This window comes from Kosakonia sp. H7A (genome assembly GCF_003028445.1).
GTDB lineage: Bacteria > Pseudomonadota > Gammaproteobacteria > Enterobacterales > Enterobacteriaceae > Kosakonia > Kosakonia radicincitans.
In genome coordinates, this window is the sequence record NZ_PYTZ01000009.1 from 39,512 (window position 1) to 54,922 (window position 15,411).

Sequence of the window (15,411 nt, forward strand, 5' to 3'; positions counted from 1 at the left end):
GAGCGGCCTTTTTTACGCCTGTCGCCTGGCAAATGCGCATTACTGTAAGCTGGCGTAACCGTGAATGCCCATATACATTCCGACCAGCGCGATCAGCGCGCTGGAGAAGTAAGGGGCTTTACGGGCGATCGTATTGAAGCCGGACCAGCGTTTTGCCGCCTGCTGTACGCTAAAAGCTGCACCGACGCCGACTGCGACCAGCGTCAGCGCAAGGCCGATACTGAAACAGATTACCAGCGTGGCGCCCAGCGTCAGCGCTTTGAGCTGAATACAGATCAGCAGAATGGTGATCGCCGCCGGGCAGGGGATCAGCCCGCCGGTCAGACCAAACAGCAGGATCTGCCCATTGGTCACTTCCGTCCCGTTAAAGCGACGCTCAATATCCCTGGCATGCGCCCGTTCGTGCGCATCCTGATACTCCTCTTCTTTCACCACCTTACGCACAGACAGAATGGCCGGCTGCGCCAGACTGACGGCCTGAACAGGCTGGAAGATCAGCCCGCGGCTGTGATGCGAATGCTCATGATCATGGTGGTGATCGTGAGAATGATGGTGGTGATGCTCGTGGTCGTGGTGATGATCATTTTTCCAGGCGTGCTCACCCTGCCAGGTGCGTAAAAACATCCATGCTGCGGTACCGATGATGATGACCGCAGAAACCATTTGCAGCCAGGGCTCCACAGATTGCGCCGTGAACTTGCCGCTGAGATACATGCCGCCCAGCGCAATCAGCCAGACGACAACCGTATGCGACAGCGTGGCTGCCAGCCCCAGCATCACCGCCTGTTTGACGGTGCCTTTGATAGCGATGATAAAGGCTGCCATCATCGTCTTTGAGTGGCCCGGTTCCAGGCCGTGCAACGCACCAAGCAGTATCGCGCTGGAGATAAAAAACCAGGCATTCCCTTGCTGAAAAAGAGTGGTGAAGTCGTTCATGAGAATAATTCTCGATAACATTTTGTGCGCTTTAATCTACTCCCCCCCAGTAAAAAATACTATCCCCCAGTAGAAATAAACTCCCCCCCAGTTAATGCATGGTATGCTGATATCCGTTACGCATGAATGAGTAGAGGGCTGTATGTCGCATACCATCAGGGATAAACGAAAGCTGAAAGCGCGGGCCAGCAAAATTGAAGGGCAGGTAGCGGCGCTGAAAAAAATGCTCGACGAGCCCCATGAATGCTCGCAAGTCTTGCAGCAAATCGCCGCCATTCGTGGCGCAGTAAACGGCTTGATGCGCGAAGTGATCAAGGGGCATTTGACGGATCACATTGTCCATGAAAACGATGAAATCAAGCGCGAGGCCGATCTCGATGTCGTGCTCAGCGTACTCGATTCCTACATCCGTTAATAAGTTGCGCGAGCGCGCGTGTTATCTGATTGTTACTTGCAAGCCTTGTCATTTGCCTCCAGACTATCGCCACCATTCAGGAGGAAATCATGGTCTTGCAGTCCACGCGCTGGCTGGCGCTCGCTTACTTCACCTACTTTTTTAGCTACGGCATTTTCTTACCCTTCTGGAGCGTCTGGCTCAAAGGCGTTGGCCTGACGCCGGAAATCATTGGCATGCTGCTTGGCGCAGGGCTGGTGGCTCGTTTCCTGGGGAGCCTGCTGATTGCTCCGCGCGTGAGCGATCCTTCCCGTTTAATCACCGCACTACGTGTGCTCGCGCTGGCGACATTACTGTTTGCGCTGGCGTTTTATGCTGGCAGCCATGTTGCGTGGTTGGCGGTGATCATTGTCGGTTTCAACCTCTTTTTCTCACCGTTAGTGCCGCTCACCGACGCGCTGGCGGGCACCTGGCAAAAACAGTTCCCGATGGATTATGGCCGGGTCCGGTTATGGGGATCGATCGCCTTTGTGATTGGCTCGGCGCTGACCGGTAAGTTGGTGAGCCTCTATGATTATCGGGCGATTCTGGCGATGCTGACGCTGGGCGCCGCCTCAATGCTGCTGGGGATGCTGCTGCGCCCGTCCATTCTGCCGCAGGGTGAAAGCCGCCATCAGGAAGGTGCTGGCTGGTCAGCCTGGCGCGCGCTGTTTGTGCAAAACTGGCGTTTTCTGGCGTGCGTGTCGTTACTGCAGGGCGCGCATGCTGCCTACTACGGTTTCAGTGCGATTTACTGGCAATCGGCCGGTTATTCCGCCTCGACGGTGGGCTACCTTTGGTCGTTAGGCGTGGTGGCTGAAGTGGTGATCTTCGCCCTCAGTAACCGGCTTTTCCGCCGCTTCAGCGCCCGCGATCTACTGCTGCTTTCCGCCGTCTGCGGGCTGGTGCGCTGGAGCTTGATGGGTTGGACCACAGAGTTACCGTGGCTGATTGCCACACAAATCCTGCACTGCGGAACCTTTACCGTTTGCCATCTTGCGGGTATGCGTTATATCTCCGCCCGTAAGGGCAGCGAAGTGATCCGTTTACAGGCGATTTATTCCGCCGTGGCGATGGGCGGCAGTATTGCCGTGATGACCATGTTTGCAGGCTTCCTGTTCGAATATCTGCATCAGGGGTTGTTTTTCGTAATGGCGCTGCTGGCAATCCCGGCACTGTTCCTGCGACCGAAAGTGGCCGCCCAGCAGCCGGTTGCCAGCTAACCTTCCAGCATGGTGCGAATATGCTGTTGTTGCTGTGAACTCAGCGACTCGACGGCATGGATGAGCGGCGGGGAAAAGAGCGGCAGCGGTGTGGTGTAAGGAGTGATGACTAACGACACATCCTTTGGTGCGCCCACATTGCGAAACTCCGCCAGCGGCAGGTAGTTGATGGTCAGCGGCAGCAGCGTTAACTCGCGTAGTTGCTGCTCAATCTGCTGCTCGCGCGCCGTGTCATCGCCGGTAAGCAACACCACCTGTTTCTCATGCAAGTCGGTCGCCTGCATCAGCCAGGCGCCGAAAATCACCGCGACCAGCCCCGCTTCTTCATCGCTAAAGCGCAGTGCGTATTCATCTTCCAGTTCCTGTAATGCCTCACGCGTGGTGCGCATTAGACGTGGGTAGAGGCGATGGATCTCTTCCGGCAGGCTGTTATCAATGCCGATGCCAAACAGACAGCGATCCAGCGCTTGCGCCAGATGAATATAAAGCTGCGCGGTTAAACCTTGCTCATCGCTAAAATGTAACCCGGCAAGCTGGTGAAAGCGGGCAATCATTCGGGCAATCGCCTGTTGCAGACGGCGATCCTGCTGATGCTGGTCGCGAAGCGGATCGGGCGTGCGCACCAGCATAAAGAGCAGCGACAGAAACAGGTGCTCATTTTCCTGCGGCACTGCCGCTACCCGGCGCTGCCAGTGGCGCACAATATCGTGCGCGACCAGGTATTCGGCGCGCATTTGCGCCCAGGTTTGTTGCACTGGGGTAAATTCCGGCGTCTGCCCGTGATGGTTTTGCAACAGACAATACTGCAAGTAGAGGCAGAGAAACTGCATATCCCGGCACTCAATCGAGCGTTGTAAACGACGGGCGCAGAGGTTAATTAAGGCGCGCAGATTGGTGTCGTCATACAGGGTTCGGGCAATGCCTTGTTGTTTAAGCGCTGTTTTTAACAACGGGGTAAACTGTTGCGTGATAAATTGCGGGCACAGCCGCAGCGCGCGACGCAACCAGTGCAGCAGGCATAAGCGCTGGTCGAGGGGAGCGCCTTCAATCCGATAGCTGCCGTTGTGCTGGCGCACGATGGAAATCCGGTGGTAACGCTGGATTTCACTGTTGGTCTCGTCAATATCCTGCCGGGCTGCGGCATCATCAACGCCATTCACGGCGCTGATATGTTCCAGGCTGACGCTTTGCCCCGGCAGGGCAAGCATCAACAGCACCTGGCAGCGGCGCTGCGGACTGGAGAGCGCAGATGGCGGTGTCATTACAATAGTCATCTGTCAGATTCCAGTTAGGGTGTTTGATAAGCGTAGTTAAAGGTATGCTCAGCGATAGCGAAGCCGCGGTGCTTTCATTCAGGATTGCCGGAGAGCATCACAGAATTTTTCACGTGAGGAACAGATGCAAGCAGTTAAACAATGCGTCACGGGCGTGTTTCTCGCGCTTTTATCGTTTACGGTAAGCGCGCACCCGCACAGTTTTATCCAGCTGAAAACACAAGTATTAGCAGAGAATGGTCACTTCTCCGGCCTGAAAATGCGCTGGACAATGGATGAGATCACTTCAGCGGATCTGCTTTATGATGCGGGCAATGCGCAGCCAGGCGATGAGGTGTGGAAAAAACTGGCGGCGGAAGTGATGGCGAATGTACTTGGTCAGCACTATTTTACTGAGGTCTGGCACAACGGGCAGAAAGTAAAATTCCTCAACCGACCGACGGAATATGGTATGGAGCGGGAAGGGCATCAGGCGGTGTTGACGTTTATCCTGCCGCTCGCCGAGCCGCAGCCGCTTAGCGGCCAGCAATATACTTTTTCTACGTTTGATCCCACCTATTTTGTCGATATGAGTTACGACAAAGCGAGCGATGCGTCTCTGCCTGCAGAGTTGCAGAAATCCTGTAAGCTGGCCGTTCATACCCCTAAACCCGGCGAAGAGGTGCTGAATTATGCGCAGTCGCTGGACAAAGCCGATGCGCCGGAGGAAGACATGGAATTAGGCAAACAATTTGCACAAACGGTAACCCTCTCATGTCAGTGATATCCGGTGTTCGTCCCCGTTCCCGCCGCCTGCTGGCATGGTGGCCGCTGCTGCTGTTTATGCTCTGTGCGCTTATTGCCGGTTTTTGGCTGTGGCAGGTGTGGCCGCAGGTGATGATCAAAAGCGCGATCTGGCAGCGCAATGTGAATATACAAATGAGCGCATTGCTGAAAGCGGTGGCGGAAAACCCAACCAAAGCGGGCGGTTCGCTGCTGTTGTTCAGCTTTGTCTATGGCGTGTTGCATGCGCTGGGGCCAGGACACGGTAAAGTGGTGATCGCCACCTGGCTTGCCACGCATCCCTCTAAATTGCGTTCCGGTATTATGCTGACGCTGGCTTCCTCGCTGTTGCAGGGGCTGGTGGCGGTTACGTTAGTGGTGGTGGTGCTGAACATTCTGACGTTACCTGCACGGCAGCTGCATTTAAGCGGTTACTGGCTGGAGAAGGGCAGCTACCTGCTGGTCGGCGTGCTGGGGCTGATGCTGTGCTGGCGGGCGCTGAAAAAGTTGTTTGCTCTGCGGCAAAAACCAGTATTTCGCACGTTTACGCCACATCATGTACACCACGAAGGCTGCGGCTGTGGGCATCAGCATCTGCCGACTTCTTCGCAACTGCAAAGCGGTGAAGACTGGCGAGCCAGGTTGATGATTGTGTTATCCATGGGGATGCGCCCGTGCTCTGGTGCGATCATGGTGTTGCTGTTCAGCAAAGTGATTGGCGTTTTTGCCTGGGGCGTGGCGTCAGCGTTGGTGATGGCGGCGGGCACGTCACTGACCATCAGTGCGCTGGCGCTACTGGTACATGGTTTTCGTCAGTTAGCGGTAAAACTCAGCGGCCAGCAGACGCCGGTATTATGGCGACAGGTAGGCTGGACAACGCTGGCTCTGGCGGGAGGGGTGTTGTTGATAAGTGCGGCGGTGGTGATGTGGGTCAGCGCGTTACCGCCGGGCGGCGGTTTGCGGCCGTTTTGATAGTGCCGGATGGCGGCTTACGCCTTATCCGGCCTGGGCGACATACACGAACCATGATGGAATACGTAAGCTGTAGGCCCGATAAGCAAAGCGCCATCGGGCAATAAACATCTCAGCGTTTCAGCGCGTCGCTCAGTTCTTCGCGCATGTTTGCCAGCATGGCTTTTACGACACGCGGGTTACCTGCAACGATGTTGCCAGTCATCATGTAGTTGTGGCCGCCGGTGAAATCACACACCAGACCACCCGCTTCACGCACCAGCAGCTCGCCTGCGGCGAAATCCCACGGTTTCAGCCCGATTTCAAAGAAACCATCAACGCGGCCTGCGGCAACATAGGCCAGATCCAGCGCGGCGGAACCGGTGCGGCGGAAGTCCGCGCATTCGGTAAACAGTTTGCCGACAACGTTAATGTAGGTCGTCGCGTGCTGTTTTGCTTTGAACGGGAAACCGGTCGCCAGAATGGTACCATCCAGATCGCGGGCATTGCTGCCGCGCAGACGGTAGCCGTTAAGCTGTGCGCCCTGGCCACGGGTTGCAGTGAAAAGTTCGTTACGCATCGGATCGTAAACCACCGCAACTTCAGTGCGGCCTTTAATACGAACGGCGATAGATACCGCGAAATGCGGCAAACGTTTGATGAAGTTGGTGGTGCCATCCAGTGGATCGATAACCCATTGCACATCCTGGTCAGTGCCTTCGTGCTCGCCACTCTCTTCGGTGATGATGGTGTGTTGCGGGTAAGATTTGCGGATGGTGTCAATAATCACTGCTTCAGCAGCTTTATCAACGTTGGTCACGAAATCATTGCTGCCTTTCTGGCTGGTTTCTACGGCATCGGGAGTTTCGTAGTTTTTGGCAATTAAATTACCCGCCTTGCGCGCAGCACGCACGGCGATGTTCAGCATCGGATGCATCGGTCTCTCTCACTGGATGTTAAAGAACGGAAAACGGCGCACATAATAGCAGCCAATTCGGAATATGTCTTCGGTTTATGATAATATGCACGAATATTCTTTAGCCGTTGAAAATCTATGCTGCAAAATATTCGAATCGTACTGGTGGAAACCTCCCACACCGGCAACATGGGCTCTGTTGCCCGTGCAATGAAAACAATGGGGTTGACGAATCTGTGGCTGGTTAACCCGCTGGTTAAACCGGATTCACAGGCCATCGCTCTGGCGGCAGGTGCCAGCGATGTCATCGGCAGTGCGCACATTGTCGATACGCTGGATGAAGCATTAGCTGGCTGTAGCCTGGTGGTTGGCACCAGCGCCCGCTCACGTACGCTCCCATGGCCGATGCTCGATCCGCGCGAATGCGGATTAAAAAGCGTCGCGGAAGCAGAACACGCGCCGGTGGCGCTGGTGTTCGGCCGCGAGCGTGTCGGCCTGACGAATGAAGAACTGCAAAAGTGCCATTATCACGTGGCGATTGCCGCTAACCCGGAGTACAGCTCGCTGAACCTGGCGATGGCGGTGCAGGTTATCGCTTATGAAGTGCGTATGGCCTGGCTGGCGACGCAGGAGAGTGAATCTTCTGCAGAACATAAAGAGACGCCGTATCCGCTGGTCGACGATCTTGAGCGCTTTTACGAGCATCTGGAAAAGACGCTGCTGGCGACCGGTTTTATCCGCGAAAACCATCCCGGCCAGGTGATGAACAAGCTGCGCCGTCTGTTCACGCGTGCGCGCCCGGAAAGCCAGGAACTGAATATCCTGCGCGGTATTCTGGCCTCTATTGAGCAGCAGCATAAAGCGTGATTTGCTGGCGCTCATCAGTCTACAAGCCCCGCGCCAGTAAGCCGGAAAGGGCAACGTGCCACCCGGTATTTATGTTAAGCACGAAAAGTCAAATACCTGACTAATTTAGTCAACTAAATAGTTGACCAATTTAGTCGGGAATGTCAGACTTGCAACCGCTATGCAACATTAACATATTAAATAATATAGCCCGGGCAGGGGCGAGTTTGAGGCTTGTAAGACATGAGACTGACATCGAAAGGGCGTTATGCCGTGACCGCAATGCTGGACGTTGCACTCAACTCCGAAGCGGGCCCGGTTCCGTTAGCTGATATTTCTGAGCGTCAGGGAATTTCCCTGTCCTATCTGGAGCAGCTGTTCTCCCGTCTGCGTAAAAATGGCCTGGTGGCCAGCGTGCGTGGTCCTGGCGGTGGTTATCTGCTGGGCAAAGATGCGAGCAGCATCGCCGTGGGCGAAGTGATCAGCGCTGTTGACGAATCGGTAGACGCAACCCGTTGCCAGGGTAAAAGCGGCTGCCAGGGTGGCGATAAGTGTTTGACCCATGCGCTGTGGCGCGATCTGAGCGACCGTCTGACCGGTTTCCTCAACAACATCACACTGGGTGAACTGGTCAATAACCAGGAAATTCTCGATGTGTCCGATCGTCAGCACAGCACTGAATCCCATCGCACCACCCGCGCACAAGACGCTATCGACGTAAAACTGCGCGCATAATAAAAAACAGTATTCAGAATTGGGCCGGGGCACATCAATGTGCCCCGTTAACACGGTCGTACATCCAGCCGGTTGCCTGATTCCTTGCATTAGAGCGATGTACGGAGTTTAAAGAGCAATGAAATTACCGATCTATCTCGATTACTCCGCAACTACGCCGGTGGATCCGCGTGTTGCCGAGAAAATGATGCAGTTTCTCACTCTGGACGGGACCTTTGGTAACCCAGCCTCCCGTTCACACCGTTTTGGCTGGCAAGCTGAAGAAGCGGTAGATATCGCCCGTAACCAGATCGCTGAACTGGTGGGTGCTGACCCGCGCGAAATCGTCTTCACCTCCGGCGCGACCGAATCCGACAACCTGGCGATCAAAGGTGCTGCCAACTTTTATCAGAAAAAAGGCAAGCACATCATCACCAGCAAAACCGAACACAAAGCCGTGCTGGACACCTGTCGCCAGCTTGAGCGCGAAGGGTTTGAAGTGACTTACCTCGCCCCGCAGCGCAACGGCATTATCGATCTGAAAGAGCTGGAAGCGGCGATGCGTGACGACACCATCCTCGTCTCCATCATGCATGTGAACAACGAAATCGGCGTGGTGCAGGACATCGCAACCATCGGCGAAATGTGCCGTGCTCGCGGCATTATTTATCACGTTGATGCTACTCAGAGCGTCGGCAAACTGCCGATCGACTTAAGCCAGCTGAAAGTGGATCTGATGTCCTTCTCCGGCCATAAAATCTATGGGCCGAAAGGTATTGGCGCCCTGTACGTACGCCGTAAACCGCGTATCCGTATTGAAGCGCAGATGCACGGCGGCGGCCACGAGCGCGGTATGCGTTCCGGTACGTTGCCTGTTCACCAGATCGTTGGTATGGGCGAAGCTTACCGTATTGCCAAAGAAGAGATGGCGAGCGAAATGGAGCGTCTGCGCGGTCTGCGTAGCCGTCTGTGGAACGGCATCAACGATATCGAAGAAGTTTACCTGAACGGCGATCTTGAGCACGGCGCACCGAACATCCTCAACGTCAGCTTTAACTACGTTGAAGGCGAGTCGCTGATCATGGCGCTGAAAGATCTGGCTGTTTCTTCCGGTTCTGCCTGTACTTCCGCAAGCCTGGAACCGTCCTACGTGCTGCGCGCACTGGGTATGAGCGATGAGCTGGCGCACAGCTCCATCCGTTTCTCTTTAGGTCGTTTTACCACCGTTGAAGAGATCGACTACACCATCGAACTGGTGCGTAAATCCATCGGCCGTCTGCGCGAACTCTCTCCGCTGTGGGAAATGTTCAAACAGGGCGTGGATATCAACTCCATCGAATGGGCTCATCACTAATAACGGTTGCGGAAACAGGAGAATTTAATCATGGCTTATAGCGAAAAAGTAATCGATCACTACGAAAATCCGCGCAACGTTGGCTCGTTCGACAACGGCGACGACAGCGTCGGTAGCGGCATGGTTGGCGCGCCAGCGTGTGGCGACGTCATGAAGCTGCAAATCAAAGTTAACGATAAAGGCATCATCGAAGACGCGCGTTTCAAAACCTACGGTTGTGGCTCGGCGATCGCTTCCAGCTCGCTGGTAACTGAGTGGGTGAAAGGCAAGTCACTGGACGAAGCGCAGGCGATCAAAAACACCGATATCGCTGAAGAGCTGGAGTTGCCGCCGGTGAAAATCCACTGCTCTATCCTGGCGGAAGATGCGATCAAAGCCGCGATTGCGGACTACAAAAGCAAACAAGAAGCGAAATAAGGCAGGAGGTTGTTGTCATGTCCATTAGCCTGAGCGACAGTGCTGCCGCGCGAGTAAATACCTTCCTGGCCAACCGTGGCAAAGGGTTTGGTCTGCGTCTGGGGGTCAGAACCTCCGGTTGTTCTGGTATGGCCTACGTGCTGGAGTTTGTTGACGCGCCGACTGAAGAAGATACGGTGTTCGAAGACAAAGGCGTGAAGGTAGTGGTTGACGGCAAAAGCCTGCAATTCCTCGACGGCACTCAACTGGACTTTGTCAAAGAAGGCCTGAACGAAGGGTTTAAATTCACCAACCCTAACGTCAAAGACGAGTGCGGTTGCGGCGAAAGCTTCAACGTCTGATCGCCTACCCATTGACCCCACCGCAGCATGCTGCGCGTGGGGTTTGCTTCGATTGCACACCCGGAATTGTTATGGATTACTTCACCCTCTTTGGGTTGCCGGCCCAATACCTGCTTGACGTTCAGGCGCTGGCGACACGTTTCCAGGATCTGCAACGGCAGTTCCACCCCGATCGCTTTGCCAGCCGCCCGCAGGCGGAACAACTGGCTGCGGTCCAACAATCCGCTACCATTAATCAGGCGTGGCAAACCCTGCGCAATCCGCTCTCCCGCGCGGAATATTTGCTGTCGCTGCACGGCTTCGATTTAGCTTCTGAACAGCACACCGTTCGCGACACGGCCTTTTTGATGGAGCAGCTTGAGCTGCGCGAAGAGCTGGATGAGATCGAGCGTGCGGAAGACAGCGGCCGTCTGGAAGCGTTCCAGAAGCGGGTAAAAGGGATGTACGACGCCCGCCACCAGCAGATGGTGGAACAACTCGACAATCAGACGTGGGACGTCGCGGCGGATACCGTGCGTAAACTGCGTTTTCTCGATAAACTGCGCAGCTCAACAGAACAACTCGAAGAAAAACTGCTCGGTTTTTAATTTTTTTGGAAGCACATAATGGCCTTATTACAAATCAGTGAGCCGGGTCTGAGCGCCGCGCCGCATCAGCGTCGTCTGGCGGCGGGCATCGATCTCGGCACCACCAATTCGCTGGTTGCCACCGTGCGTAGCGGTCAGGCGGAAACGCTGGCCGACAGCGCCGGGCGCCATTTACTCCCTTCAGTGGTTAACTACCAGGCTGACAGCCACGTTGTCGGCTACGATGCGCGCGCCAATGCAGCGCTGGATTCGGTCAATACCATCAGCTCCGTAAAACGCCTGATGGGCCGCAGTCTGGCGGATATTCAGGCGCGTTACCCGCATCTGCCGTGGCAATTCCAGGCCAGTGAAAACGGCCTGCCGATGATTGTGACGCGCGGCGGCGTGGTCAACCCGATCCGCGTTTCTGCCGATATCCTGAAAGCGCTGGCTGCCCGCGCGCAGGAGACGCTCTCCGGCGAACTGGATGGCGTGGTGATCACTGTTCCTGCCTATTTCGACGATGCGCAGCGTCAGGGCACGAAAGATGCTGCGCGTTTAGCCGGGTTGCATGTGCTGCGTCTGCTCAATGAGCCGACCGCGGCGGCGATTGCCTACGGCCTGGATTCCGGCAAAGAAGGCGTTATCGCCGTTTATGATCTTGGCGGCGGCACTTTTGATATCTCCATTCTGCGTCTGAGCCGCGGCGTGTTCGAAGTGCTGGCGACCGGTGGTGATTCCGCGCTCGGCGGCGACGATTTCGACCACTTGCTGGCAGATTATATCAGCGAGCAGGCAGGCATTACCGATCGCAGCGATGCGCGTCAGCAACGTGAACTTCTGGATGCGGCGATTGCCGCCAAGATTGCGCTGAGCGATGCCGACAGCACGACTGTTGATGTGGCTGGCTGGCAGGGCGTGGTAACTCGCGCGCAGTTTGAAGAGATGATCTCAACGCTTGTCAAACGCACTCTGCTCTCCTGTCGTCGTGCGCTGAAAGATGCGGACGTGGAAGCGCAGGATGTGCTGGAAGTGGTAATGGTGGGCGGTTCCACTCGCGTACCGCTGGTGCGTGAACGCGTGGGTGAATTTTTCGGCCGCACGCCGTTAACCTCCATCGACCCGGATAAAGTAGTGGCAATTGGCGCGGCGATTCAGGCAGACATTCTGGTCGGCAACAAGCCGGACAGCGAAATGCTGCTGCTGGATGTTATTCCGCTGTCGCTGGGGCTGGAAACCATGGGCGGACTGGTGGAAAAAGTTATTCCGCGCAACACCACGATTCCGGTGGCCCGCGCCCAGGAGTTCACGACCTTTAAAGATGGCCAGACCGCAATGTCTATCCATGTAATGCAGGGTGAGCGGGAACTGGTGGCGGATTGCCGTTCGCTGGCGCGTTTTGCTCTGCGTGGCATTCCGGCGCTGCCGGCGGGTGGGGCGCATATTCGTGTCACCTTCCAGGTAGATGCTGACGGTCTGTTGAGCGTCACTGCGATGGAGAAATCCACCGGCGTGGAAGCCTCCATCCAGGTGAAACCCTCTTACGGTCTGACCGACGGCGAAATCGCCAATATGATTAAAGACTCCATGAGTTTCGCCGAGCAGGACGTGAAAGCGCGCATGCTGGCGGAGCAGAAAGTGGAAGCCGCGCGCGTGCTGGAAAGTTTAACCGGCGCGCTCGCCGCTGATGCCGCGCTGTTAAGCGCCGCAGAGCGCGAGGTTATCGACGAGGCAGTTGCGCAGTTGCGCAGCGTGGCCGACGGCGATGATACCGACGCGATAGAACAAGCCATTAAAAATGTAGATAAACAAACCCAGGAATTCGCCGCGCGCCGTATGGATCAGTCCGTGCGTACCGCGCTGAAAGGCCATTCCGTCGACGAGGTTTAATATGCCTAAAATTGTTTTTCTGCCTCATCAGGATCTCTGTCCGGATGGCGCAGTTCTGGAAGCGAAGAGCGGTGAAACCATTCTTGATGTTGCCCTGCGCGGCGGTATCGAGATTGAGCACGCCTGCGAAAAATCATGTGCCTGCACCACCTGCCACTGCCTCGTGCGTGAAGGGTTTGACTCTTTGCCGGAAAGCAGCGAAGACGAAGACGACATGCTGGATAAAGCCTGGGGTCTGGAGCCGGAAAGCCGTTTAAGCTGCCAGGCGCGCGTCACCGATGAAGATCTGGTGGTAGAGATCCCGCGTTACACCATTAACCACGCGCGGGAGCACTGATATGGGACTGAAATGGACCGACAGCCGCGAAATCGGCGAGGCGCTGTATGACAGCCGCCCGGATGTGGATCCGAAAACCGTACGTTTCACCGATATGCATCAGTGGATCTGCGAGCTGGAAGAGTTCGACGACGATCCGAACGCATCGAATGAAAAAATTCTCGAAGCGATTCTGCTAGTCTGGTTAGACGAAGCATCATAATCATCTCACGGGCTGCCTTCGGGCGGCCCGTTTTCATGCATACGTAGGCCGGAAAAGGCAACGTTGCCATCCGGCGCCTGCCGATAAGGATAAATATAATGACAGAAGCTATGAAAGTGACACTCACCACGCAAAGCGCGGATGCGCGTTGGGGTGAAAAAGCCTCATGGAGCATCAATAACGACGGCATCGCTCTGCATCTGAATGGAAAAGACGATTTAGGTCTGATTCAGCGCGCCGCGCGCAAAATCGACGGCCTGGGCATTAAACATGTTGCGCTGAGCGGCGAAGGCTGGGACGCGGATCGTAGCTGGGCATTCTGGGCCGGTTACAAAGGGCCGAAAGGCACACGCAAAGTGGAGTGGGCGCCGCTGGATGAAGCCGGGCAAAAAGAGCTGGATAGCCGCCTGAAAACCATCGACTGGGTACGCGACATCATCAACGCGCCGGCAGAAGAGTTAGGGCCGGAGCAACTGGCGCAGCGCGCGGTCGATCTGCTGCACAGCGTGGGCGGTGAAAACGTCTCTTACCGCATCACCAAAGGCGAAGATCTGCGCGAGCAGAATTACCTGGGTCTGCACACCGTTGGTCGCGGTTCTGAGCGCCCGCCGGTATTGCTGGCGCTGGACTATAACCCGACCGGCAACCCGGATGCGCCGGTATATGCCGCGCTGGTGGGCAAAGGCATCACCTTTGACTCCGGCGGTTACAGCATCAAACCAACCTCATCAATGGATTCAATGAAATCCGATATGGGGGGCGCGGCGCTGGTGACCGGCGCGCTGGCGTTCGCCATCACCCGCGGGCTGGATAAGCGCGTCAAACTGTACCTCTGCTGTGCCGACAACCTGATCAGCGGTAACGCCTTTAAACTGGGCGATATTATTCATTATCGCAACGGCAAAACCGTAGAGATCATGAACACCGATGCTGAAGGGCGTCTGGTGCTGGCGGATGGCTTGATTGATGCGTCTGCGCAAAAACCGCAGTTTATTATTGATGCCGCAACGCTGACTGGTGCGGCGAAAACCGCGCTGGGTAACGATTACCACGCGCTGTTCAGCTTTGACGATGCGCTGGCTGGCCGTCTGCTCAACAGTGCGACGGCAGAAAATGAACCGTTCTGGCGTCTGCCTCTGGCGGAGTTCCACCGCAATCAGCTGCCGTCCAGCTTTGCAGAATTGAACAACACCGCCAGCGGTTCTTTCCCGGCCGGGGCAAGCACGGCTGCCGGGTTCCTGTCGCACTTTGTTGAAAACTACCAGCAGGGCTGGCTGCATATCGACTGCTCCGCCACCTACCGCAAAGCGGCAGTGGAACAGTGGGCGGCCGGTGCGACCGGGCTTGGCGTACGCACCATCGCGAATTTATTGACTGCCGGGTAAGCGTCATTGTAGGCCGGATGGCATTATGCTCATCCAGCCTACAGAAGGCATGGACTACAACGAATCAGAGAACCTATGTCCGAAAGCAAAAACGAATTAGAAACCCTGCTGGAGCAGGCGGCGACCGAGCCCGCTTATCGCCCGGCTTTTTTCCGTACGCTGCTGGAATCAACCGTCTGGGTGCCGGGTACGGCGGCGGAAGGTGAAGCGATTGTCGAAGACAGCGAGCTGGATTTGCAGCACTGGGAAAAAGATGACGGTAACTCGGTCATTCCGTTTTTTACCTCGCTGCAAGCCTTACAGCAGGCCGTTAGCGAAGAACAGGCATTTGTGGTCATGCCTGCGCGTACGCTGTTTGAAATGACGCTGGGAGAGACGCTATTCCTCAACGCTAAATTACCCACTGGCAAAGAGTTCACGCCGCGCGAGTTAAGCCATTTAGTGGGCGCAGAAAGCAGTCCGCTCAGCCAGCAGGAAGTGCTGGAAGGCGGTACGGCGCTGCTGCTTTCCGAAGTAGCTGAACCGCCTGCGCAAATGGTCGATTCACTGGCCACGCTGTTTAAAAGCATCAAGACCGTTAAGCGCGCGTTTCTCTGCTCAATTAAAGAGAAGGCCGATGAGCAACCCAACCTGCTGATTGGCATTGAAGCGGAAGGGGACATCGAAGAGATCATCCATGCAGCGGGCAGCGTCGCGACAGATACGCTGCCTGGGGATGAACCGATCGATATTTGCCAGGTGGTGGAAGGCGAGAAAGGTATCAGCCACTTTATGCTGGCGCATATCACGCCGTTCTATGAACGCCGCTGGGGCAGTTTCCTGCGCGATTTCAAAAACAACCGCATTATCTGATGAACAGGCGGT

General features: G+C 55.9%; 18 protein-coding genes. 15 read left to right on the forward strand and 3 right to left on the reverse strand.

Annotated features, from left to right (window positions below; all coding sequences use genetic code 11):
• Positions 1-39: 39 nt before the first annotated feature.
• Positions 40-936, reverse strand: a complete 897-nt coding sequence (locus CWM66_RS22965) for a nickel/cobalt efflux protein RcnA (RefSeq protein WP_107147336.1) — start codon at positions 934-936, stop codon at positions 40-42.
• Between the two features lie 142 nt (positions 937-1,078).
• Here CWM66_RS22965 and rcnR point away from each other — a divergent pair, with 142 nt between their 5' ends.
• Together rcnR and CWM66_RS22975 are read left to right on the forward strand one after the other, a co-directional pair.
• Positions 1,079-1,351, forward strand: coding sequence for a Ni(II)/Co(II)-binding transcriptional repressor RcnR (rcnR, locus tag CWM66_RS22970; RefSeq protein WP_007370795.1), 273 nt, complete (start codon positions 1,079-1,081; stop codon positions 1,349-1,351).
• 89 nt (positions 1,352-1,440) lie between these two features.
• Entirely contained in the window at positions 1,441-2,592 is a 1,152-nt protein-coding gene (locus CWM66_RS22975; protein WP_007370796.1) for a 3-phenylpropionate MFS transporter, read from the forward strand.
• Here the strand turns inward: CWM66_RS22975 and csiE are convergent.
• Positions 2,589-3,866, reverse strand: a complete 1,278-nt coding sequence (gene csiE, locus CWM66_RS22980; RefSeq protein ID WP_090396303.1) for a stationary phase inducible protein CsiE — start codon at positions 3,864-3,866, stop codon at positions 2,589-2,591. The two genes, CWM66_RS22975 and csiE, sit on opposite strands and share 4 nt — an antisense overlap.
• A gap of 124 nt (positions 3,867-3,990) precedes the next feature.
• On the opposite strand from csiE, the gene CWM66_RS22985 reads away from it, so the two are divergent.
• Together CWM66_RS22985 and CWM66_RS22990 are read left to right on the forward strand one after the other, a co-directional pair.
• Positions 3,991-4,629 carry a DUF1007 family protein gene (locus tag CWM66_RS22985; protein WP_007370798.1) on the forward strand — a complete coding sequence of 213 codons (639 nt, stop codon included), beginning with the start codon at positions 3,991-3,993 and terminating at the stop codon, positions 4,627-4,629.
• On the forward strand, positions 4,620-5,600 hold the full coding sequence (locus CWM66_RS22990; RefSeq protein WP_007370799.1) for a nickel/cobalt transporter: 981 nt from the start codon (positions 4,620-4,622) through the stop codon (positions 5,598-5,600). Before CWM66_RS22985 ends, CWM66_RS22990 begins: the two co-directional genes overlap by 10 nt.
• A gap of 112 nt (positions 5,601-5,712) precedes the next feature.
• On the opposite strand, the gene suhB is transcribed toward CWM66_RS22990, so the two are convergent.
• Positions 5,713-6,516: an inositol-1-monophosphatase gene (suhB, locus tag CWM66_RS22995; protein WP_007370800.1), complete on the reverse strand. Its 804-nt coding sequence runs from the start codon at positions 6,514-6,516 to the stop codon at positions 5,713-5,715.
• Positions 6,517-6,633: 117 nt separating this feature from the next.
• Between suhB and trmJ the strand changes: the two genes are divergently transcribed.
• The 11 genes from trmJ to sseB all read left to right on the forward strand — a co-directional run bounded on the left by trmJ (position 6,634) and on the right by sseB (position 15,399).
• Complete coding sequence (trmJ, locus tag CWM66_RS23000; protein WP_107147337.1) at positions 6,634-7,362, forward strand: tRNA (cytosine(32)/uridine(32)-2'-O)-methyltransferase TrmJ; 729 nt, start codon at positions 6,634-6,636, stop codon at positions 7,360-7,362.
• Between the two features lie 222 nt (positions 7,363-7,584).
• Positions 7,585-8,076 (forward strand): Fe-S cluster assembly transcriptional regulator IscR, encoded by a 492-nt coding sequence (gene iscR / locus CWM66_RS23005; protein ID WP_007370802.1) that lies wholly within the window; start codon positions 7,585-7,587, stop codon positions 8,074-8,076.
• 118 nt (positions 8,077-8,194) lie between these two features.
• Positions 8,195-9,409 (forward strand): cysteine desulfurase, encoded by a 1,215-nt coding sequence (iscS, locus tag CWM66_RS23010; RefSeq protein WP_007370803.1) that lies wholly within the window; start codon positions 8,195-8,197, stop codon positions 9,407-9,409.
• Between the two features lie 30 nt (positions 9,410-9,439).
• The gene (gene iscU / locus CWM66_RS23015; RefSeq protein ID WP_007370804.1) at positions 9,440-9,826 is read left to right on the forward strand and encodes a Fe-S cluster assembly scaffold IscU; all 387 of its coding nucleotides are present in this window, start codon (positions 9,440-9,442) and stop codon (positions 9,824-9,826) included.
• A 17-nt stretch (positions 9,827-9,843) separates the two neighbouring features.
• Positions 9,844-10,167, forward strand: a complete 324-nt coding sequence (gene iscA, locus CWM66_RS23020; RefSeq protein WP_007370805.1) for an iron-sulfur cluster assembly protein IscA — start codon at positions 9,844-9,846, stop codon at positions 10,165-10,167.
• 71 nt (positions 10,168-10,238) lie between these two features.
• On the forward strand, positions 10,239-10,754 hold the full coding sequence (gene hscB, locus CWM66_RS23025) for a co-chaperone HscB (protein ID WP_007370806.1): 516 nt from the start codon (positions 10,239-10,241) through the stop codon (positions 10,752-10,754).
• A gap of 18 nt (positions 10,755-10,772) precedes the next feature.
• A complete protein-coding gene (hscA, locus tag CWM66_RS23030) occupies positions 10,773-12,623 on the forward strand; it encodes a Fe-S protein assembly chaperone HscA (RefSeq protein ID WP_007370807.1) in 1,851 nt (616 codons plus the stop codon).
• Position 12,624: 1 nt separating this feature from the next.
• Positions 12,625-12,960 (forward strand): ISC system 2Fe-2S type ferredoxin, encoded by a 336-nt coding sequence (gene fdx / locus CWM66_RS23035; protein WP_035888196.1) that lies wholly within the window; start codon positions 12,625-12,627, stop codon positions 12,958-12,960.
• A gap of 1 nt (position 12,961) precedes the next feature.
• Positions 12,962-13,162: a Fe-S cluster assembly protein IscX gene (gene iscX / locus CWM66_RS23040; RefSeq protein ID WP_007370809.1), complete on the forward strand. Its 201-nt coding sequence runs from the start codon at positions 12,962-12,964 to the stop codon at positions 13,160-13,162.
• A gap of 98 nt (positions 13,163-13,260) precedes the next feature.
• Entirely contained in the window at positions 13,261-14,547 is a 1,287-nt protein-coding gene (gene pepB / locus CWM66_RS23045) for an aminopeptidase PepB (protein ID WP_107147338.1), read from the forward strand.
• 75 nt (positions 14,548-14,622) lie between these two features.
• The gene (sseB, locus tag CWM66_RS23050; RefSeq protein WP_107147339.1) at positions 14,623-15,399 is read left to right on the forward strand and encodes an enhanced serine sensitivity protein SseB; all 777 of its coding nucleotides are present in this window, start codon (positions 14,623-14,625) and stop codon (positions 15,397-15,399) included.
• Positions 15,400-15,411 lie beyond the last annotated feature (12 nt).

Excerpts from the sequence above, each read along its gene's own strand:
- CWM66_RS22965 (WP_107147336.1), bottom strand. The coding sequence starts at position 936 with ATGAACGACTTCACCACTCTTTTTCAGCAAGGGAATGCCTGGTTTTTT.
- rcnR (WP_007370795.1), top strand. The coding sequence starts at position 1,079 with ATGTCGCATACCATCAGGGATAAACGAAAGCTGAAAGCGCGGGCCAGC.
- CWM66_RS22975 (WP_007370796.1), top strand. The coding sequence starts at position 1,441 with ATGGTCTTGCAGTCCACGCGCTGGCTGGCGCTCGCTTACTTCACCTAC.
- csiE (WP_090396303.1), bottom strand. The coding sequence starts at position 3,866 with ATGACTATTGTAATGACACCGCCATCTGCGCTCTCCAGTCCGCAGCGC.
- CWM66_RS22985 (WP_007370798.1), top strand. The coding sequence starts at position 3,991 with ATGCAAGCAGTTAAACAATGCGTCACGGGCGTGTTTCTCGCGCTTTTA.
- CWM66_RS22990 (WP_007370799.1), top strand. The coding sequence starts at position 4,620 with ATGTCAGTGATATCCGGTGTTCGTCCCCGTTCCCGCCGCCTGCTGGCA.
- suhB (WP_007370800.1), bottom strand. The coding sequence starts at position 6,516 with ATGCATCCGATGCTGAACATCGCCGTGCGTGCTGCGCGCAAGGCGGGT.
- trmJ (WP_107147337.1), top strand. The coding sequence starts at position 6,634 with ATGCTGCAAAATATTCGAATCGTACTGGTGGAAACCTCCCACACCGGC.
- iscR (WP_007370802.1), top strand. The coding sequence starts at position 7,585 with ATGAGACTGACATCGAAAGGGCGTTATGCCGTGACCGCAATGCTGGAC.
- iscS (WP_007370803.1), top strand. The coding sequence starts at position 8,195 with ATGAAATTACCGATCTATCTCGATTACTCCGCAACTACGCCGGTGGAT.
- iscU (WP_007370804.1), top strand. The coding sequence starts at position 9,440 with ATGGCTTATAGCGAAAAAGTAATCGATCACTACGAAAATCCGCGCAAC.
- iscA (WP_007370805.1), top strand. The coding sequence starts at position 9,844 with ATGTCCATTAGCCTGAGCGACAGTGCTGCCGCGCGAGTAAATACCTTC.
- hscB (WP_007370806.1), top strand. The coding sequence starts at position 10,239 with ATGGATTACTTCACCCTCTTTGGGTTGCCGGCCCAATACCTGCTTGAC.
- hscA (WP_007370807.1), top strand. The coding sequence starts at position 10,773 with ATGGCCTTATTACAAATCAGTGAGCCGGGTCTGAGCGCCGCGCCGCAT.
- fdx (WP_035888196.1), top strand. The coding sequence starts at position 12,625 with ATGCCTAAAATTGTTTTTCTGCCTCATCAGGATCTCTGTCCGGATGGC.
- iscX (WP_007370809.1), top strand. The coding sequence starts at position 12,962 with ATGGGACTGAAATGGACCGACAGCCGCGAAATCGGCGAGGCGCTGTAT.
- pepB (WP_107147338.1), top strand. The coding sequence starts at position 13,261 with ATGACAGAAGCTATGAAAGTGACACTCACCACGCAAAGCGCGGATGCG.
- sseB (WP_107147339.1), top strand. The coding sequence starts at position 14,623 with ATGTCCGAAAGCAAAAACGAATTAGAAACCCTGCTGGAGCAGGCGGCG.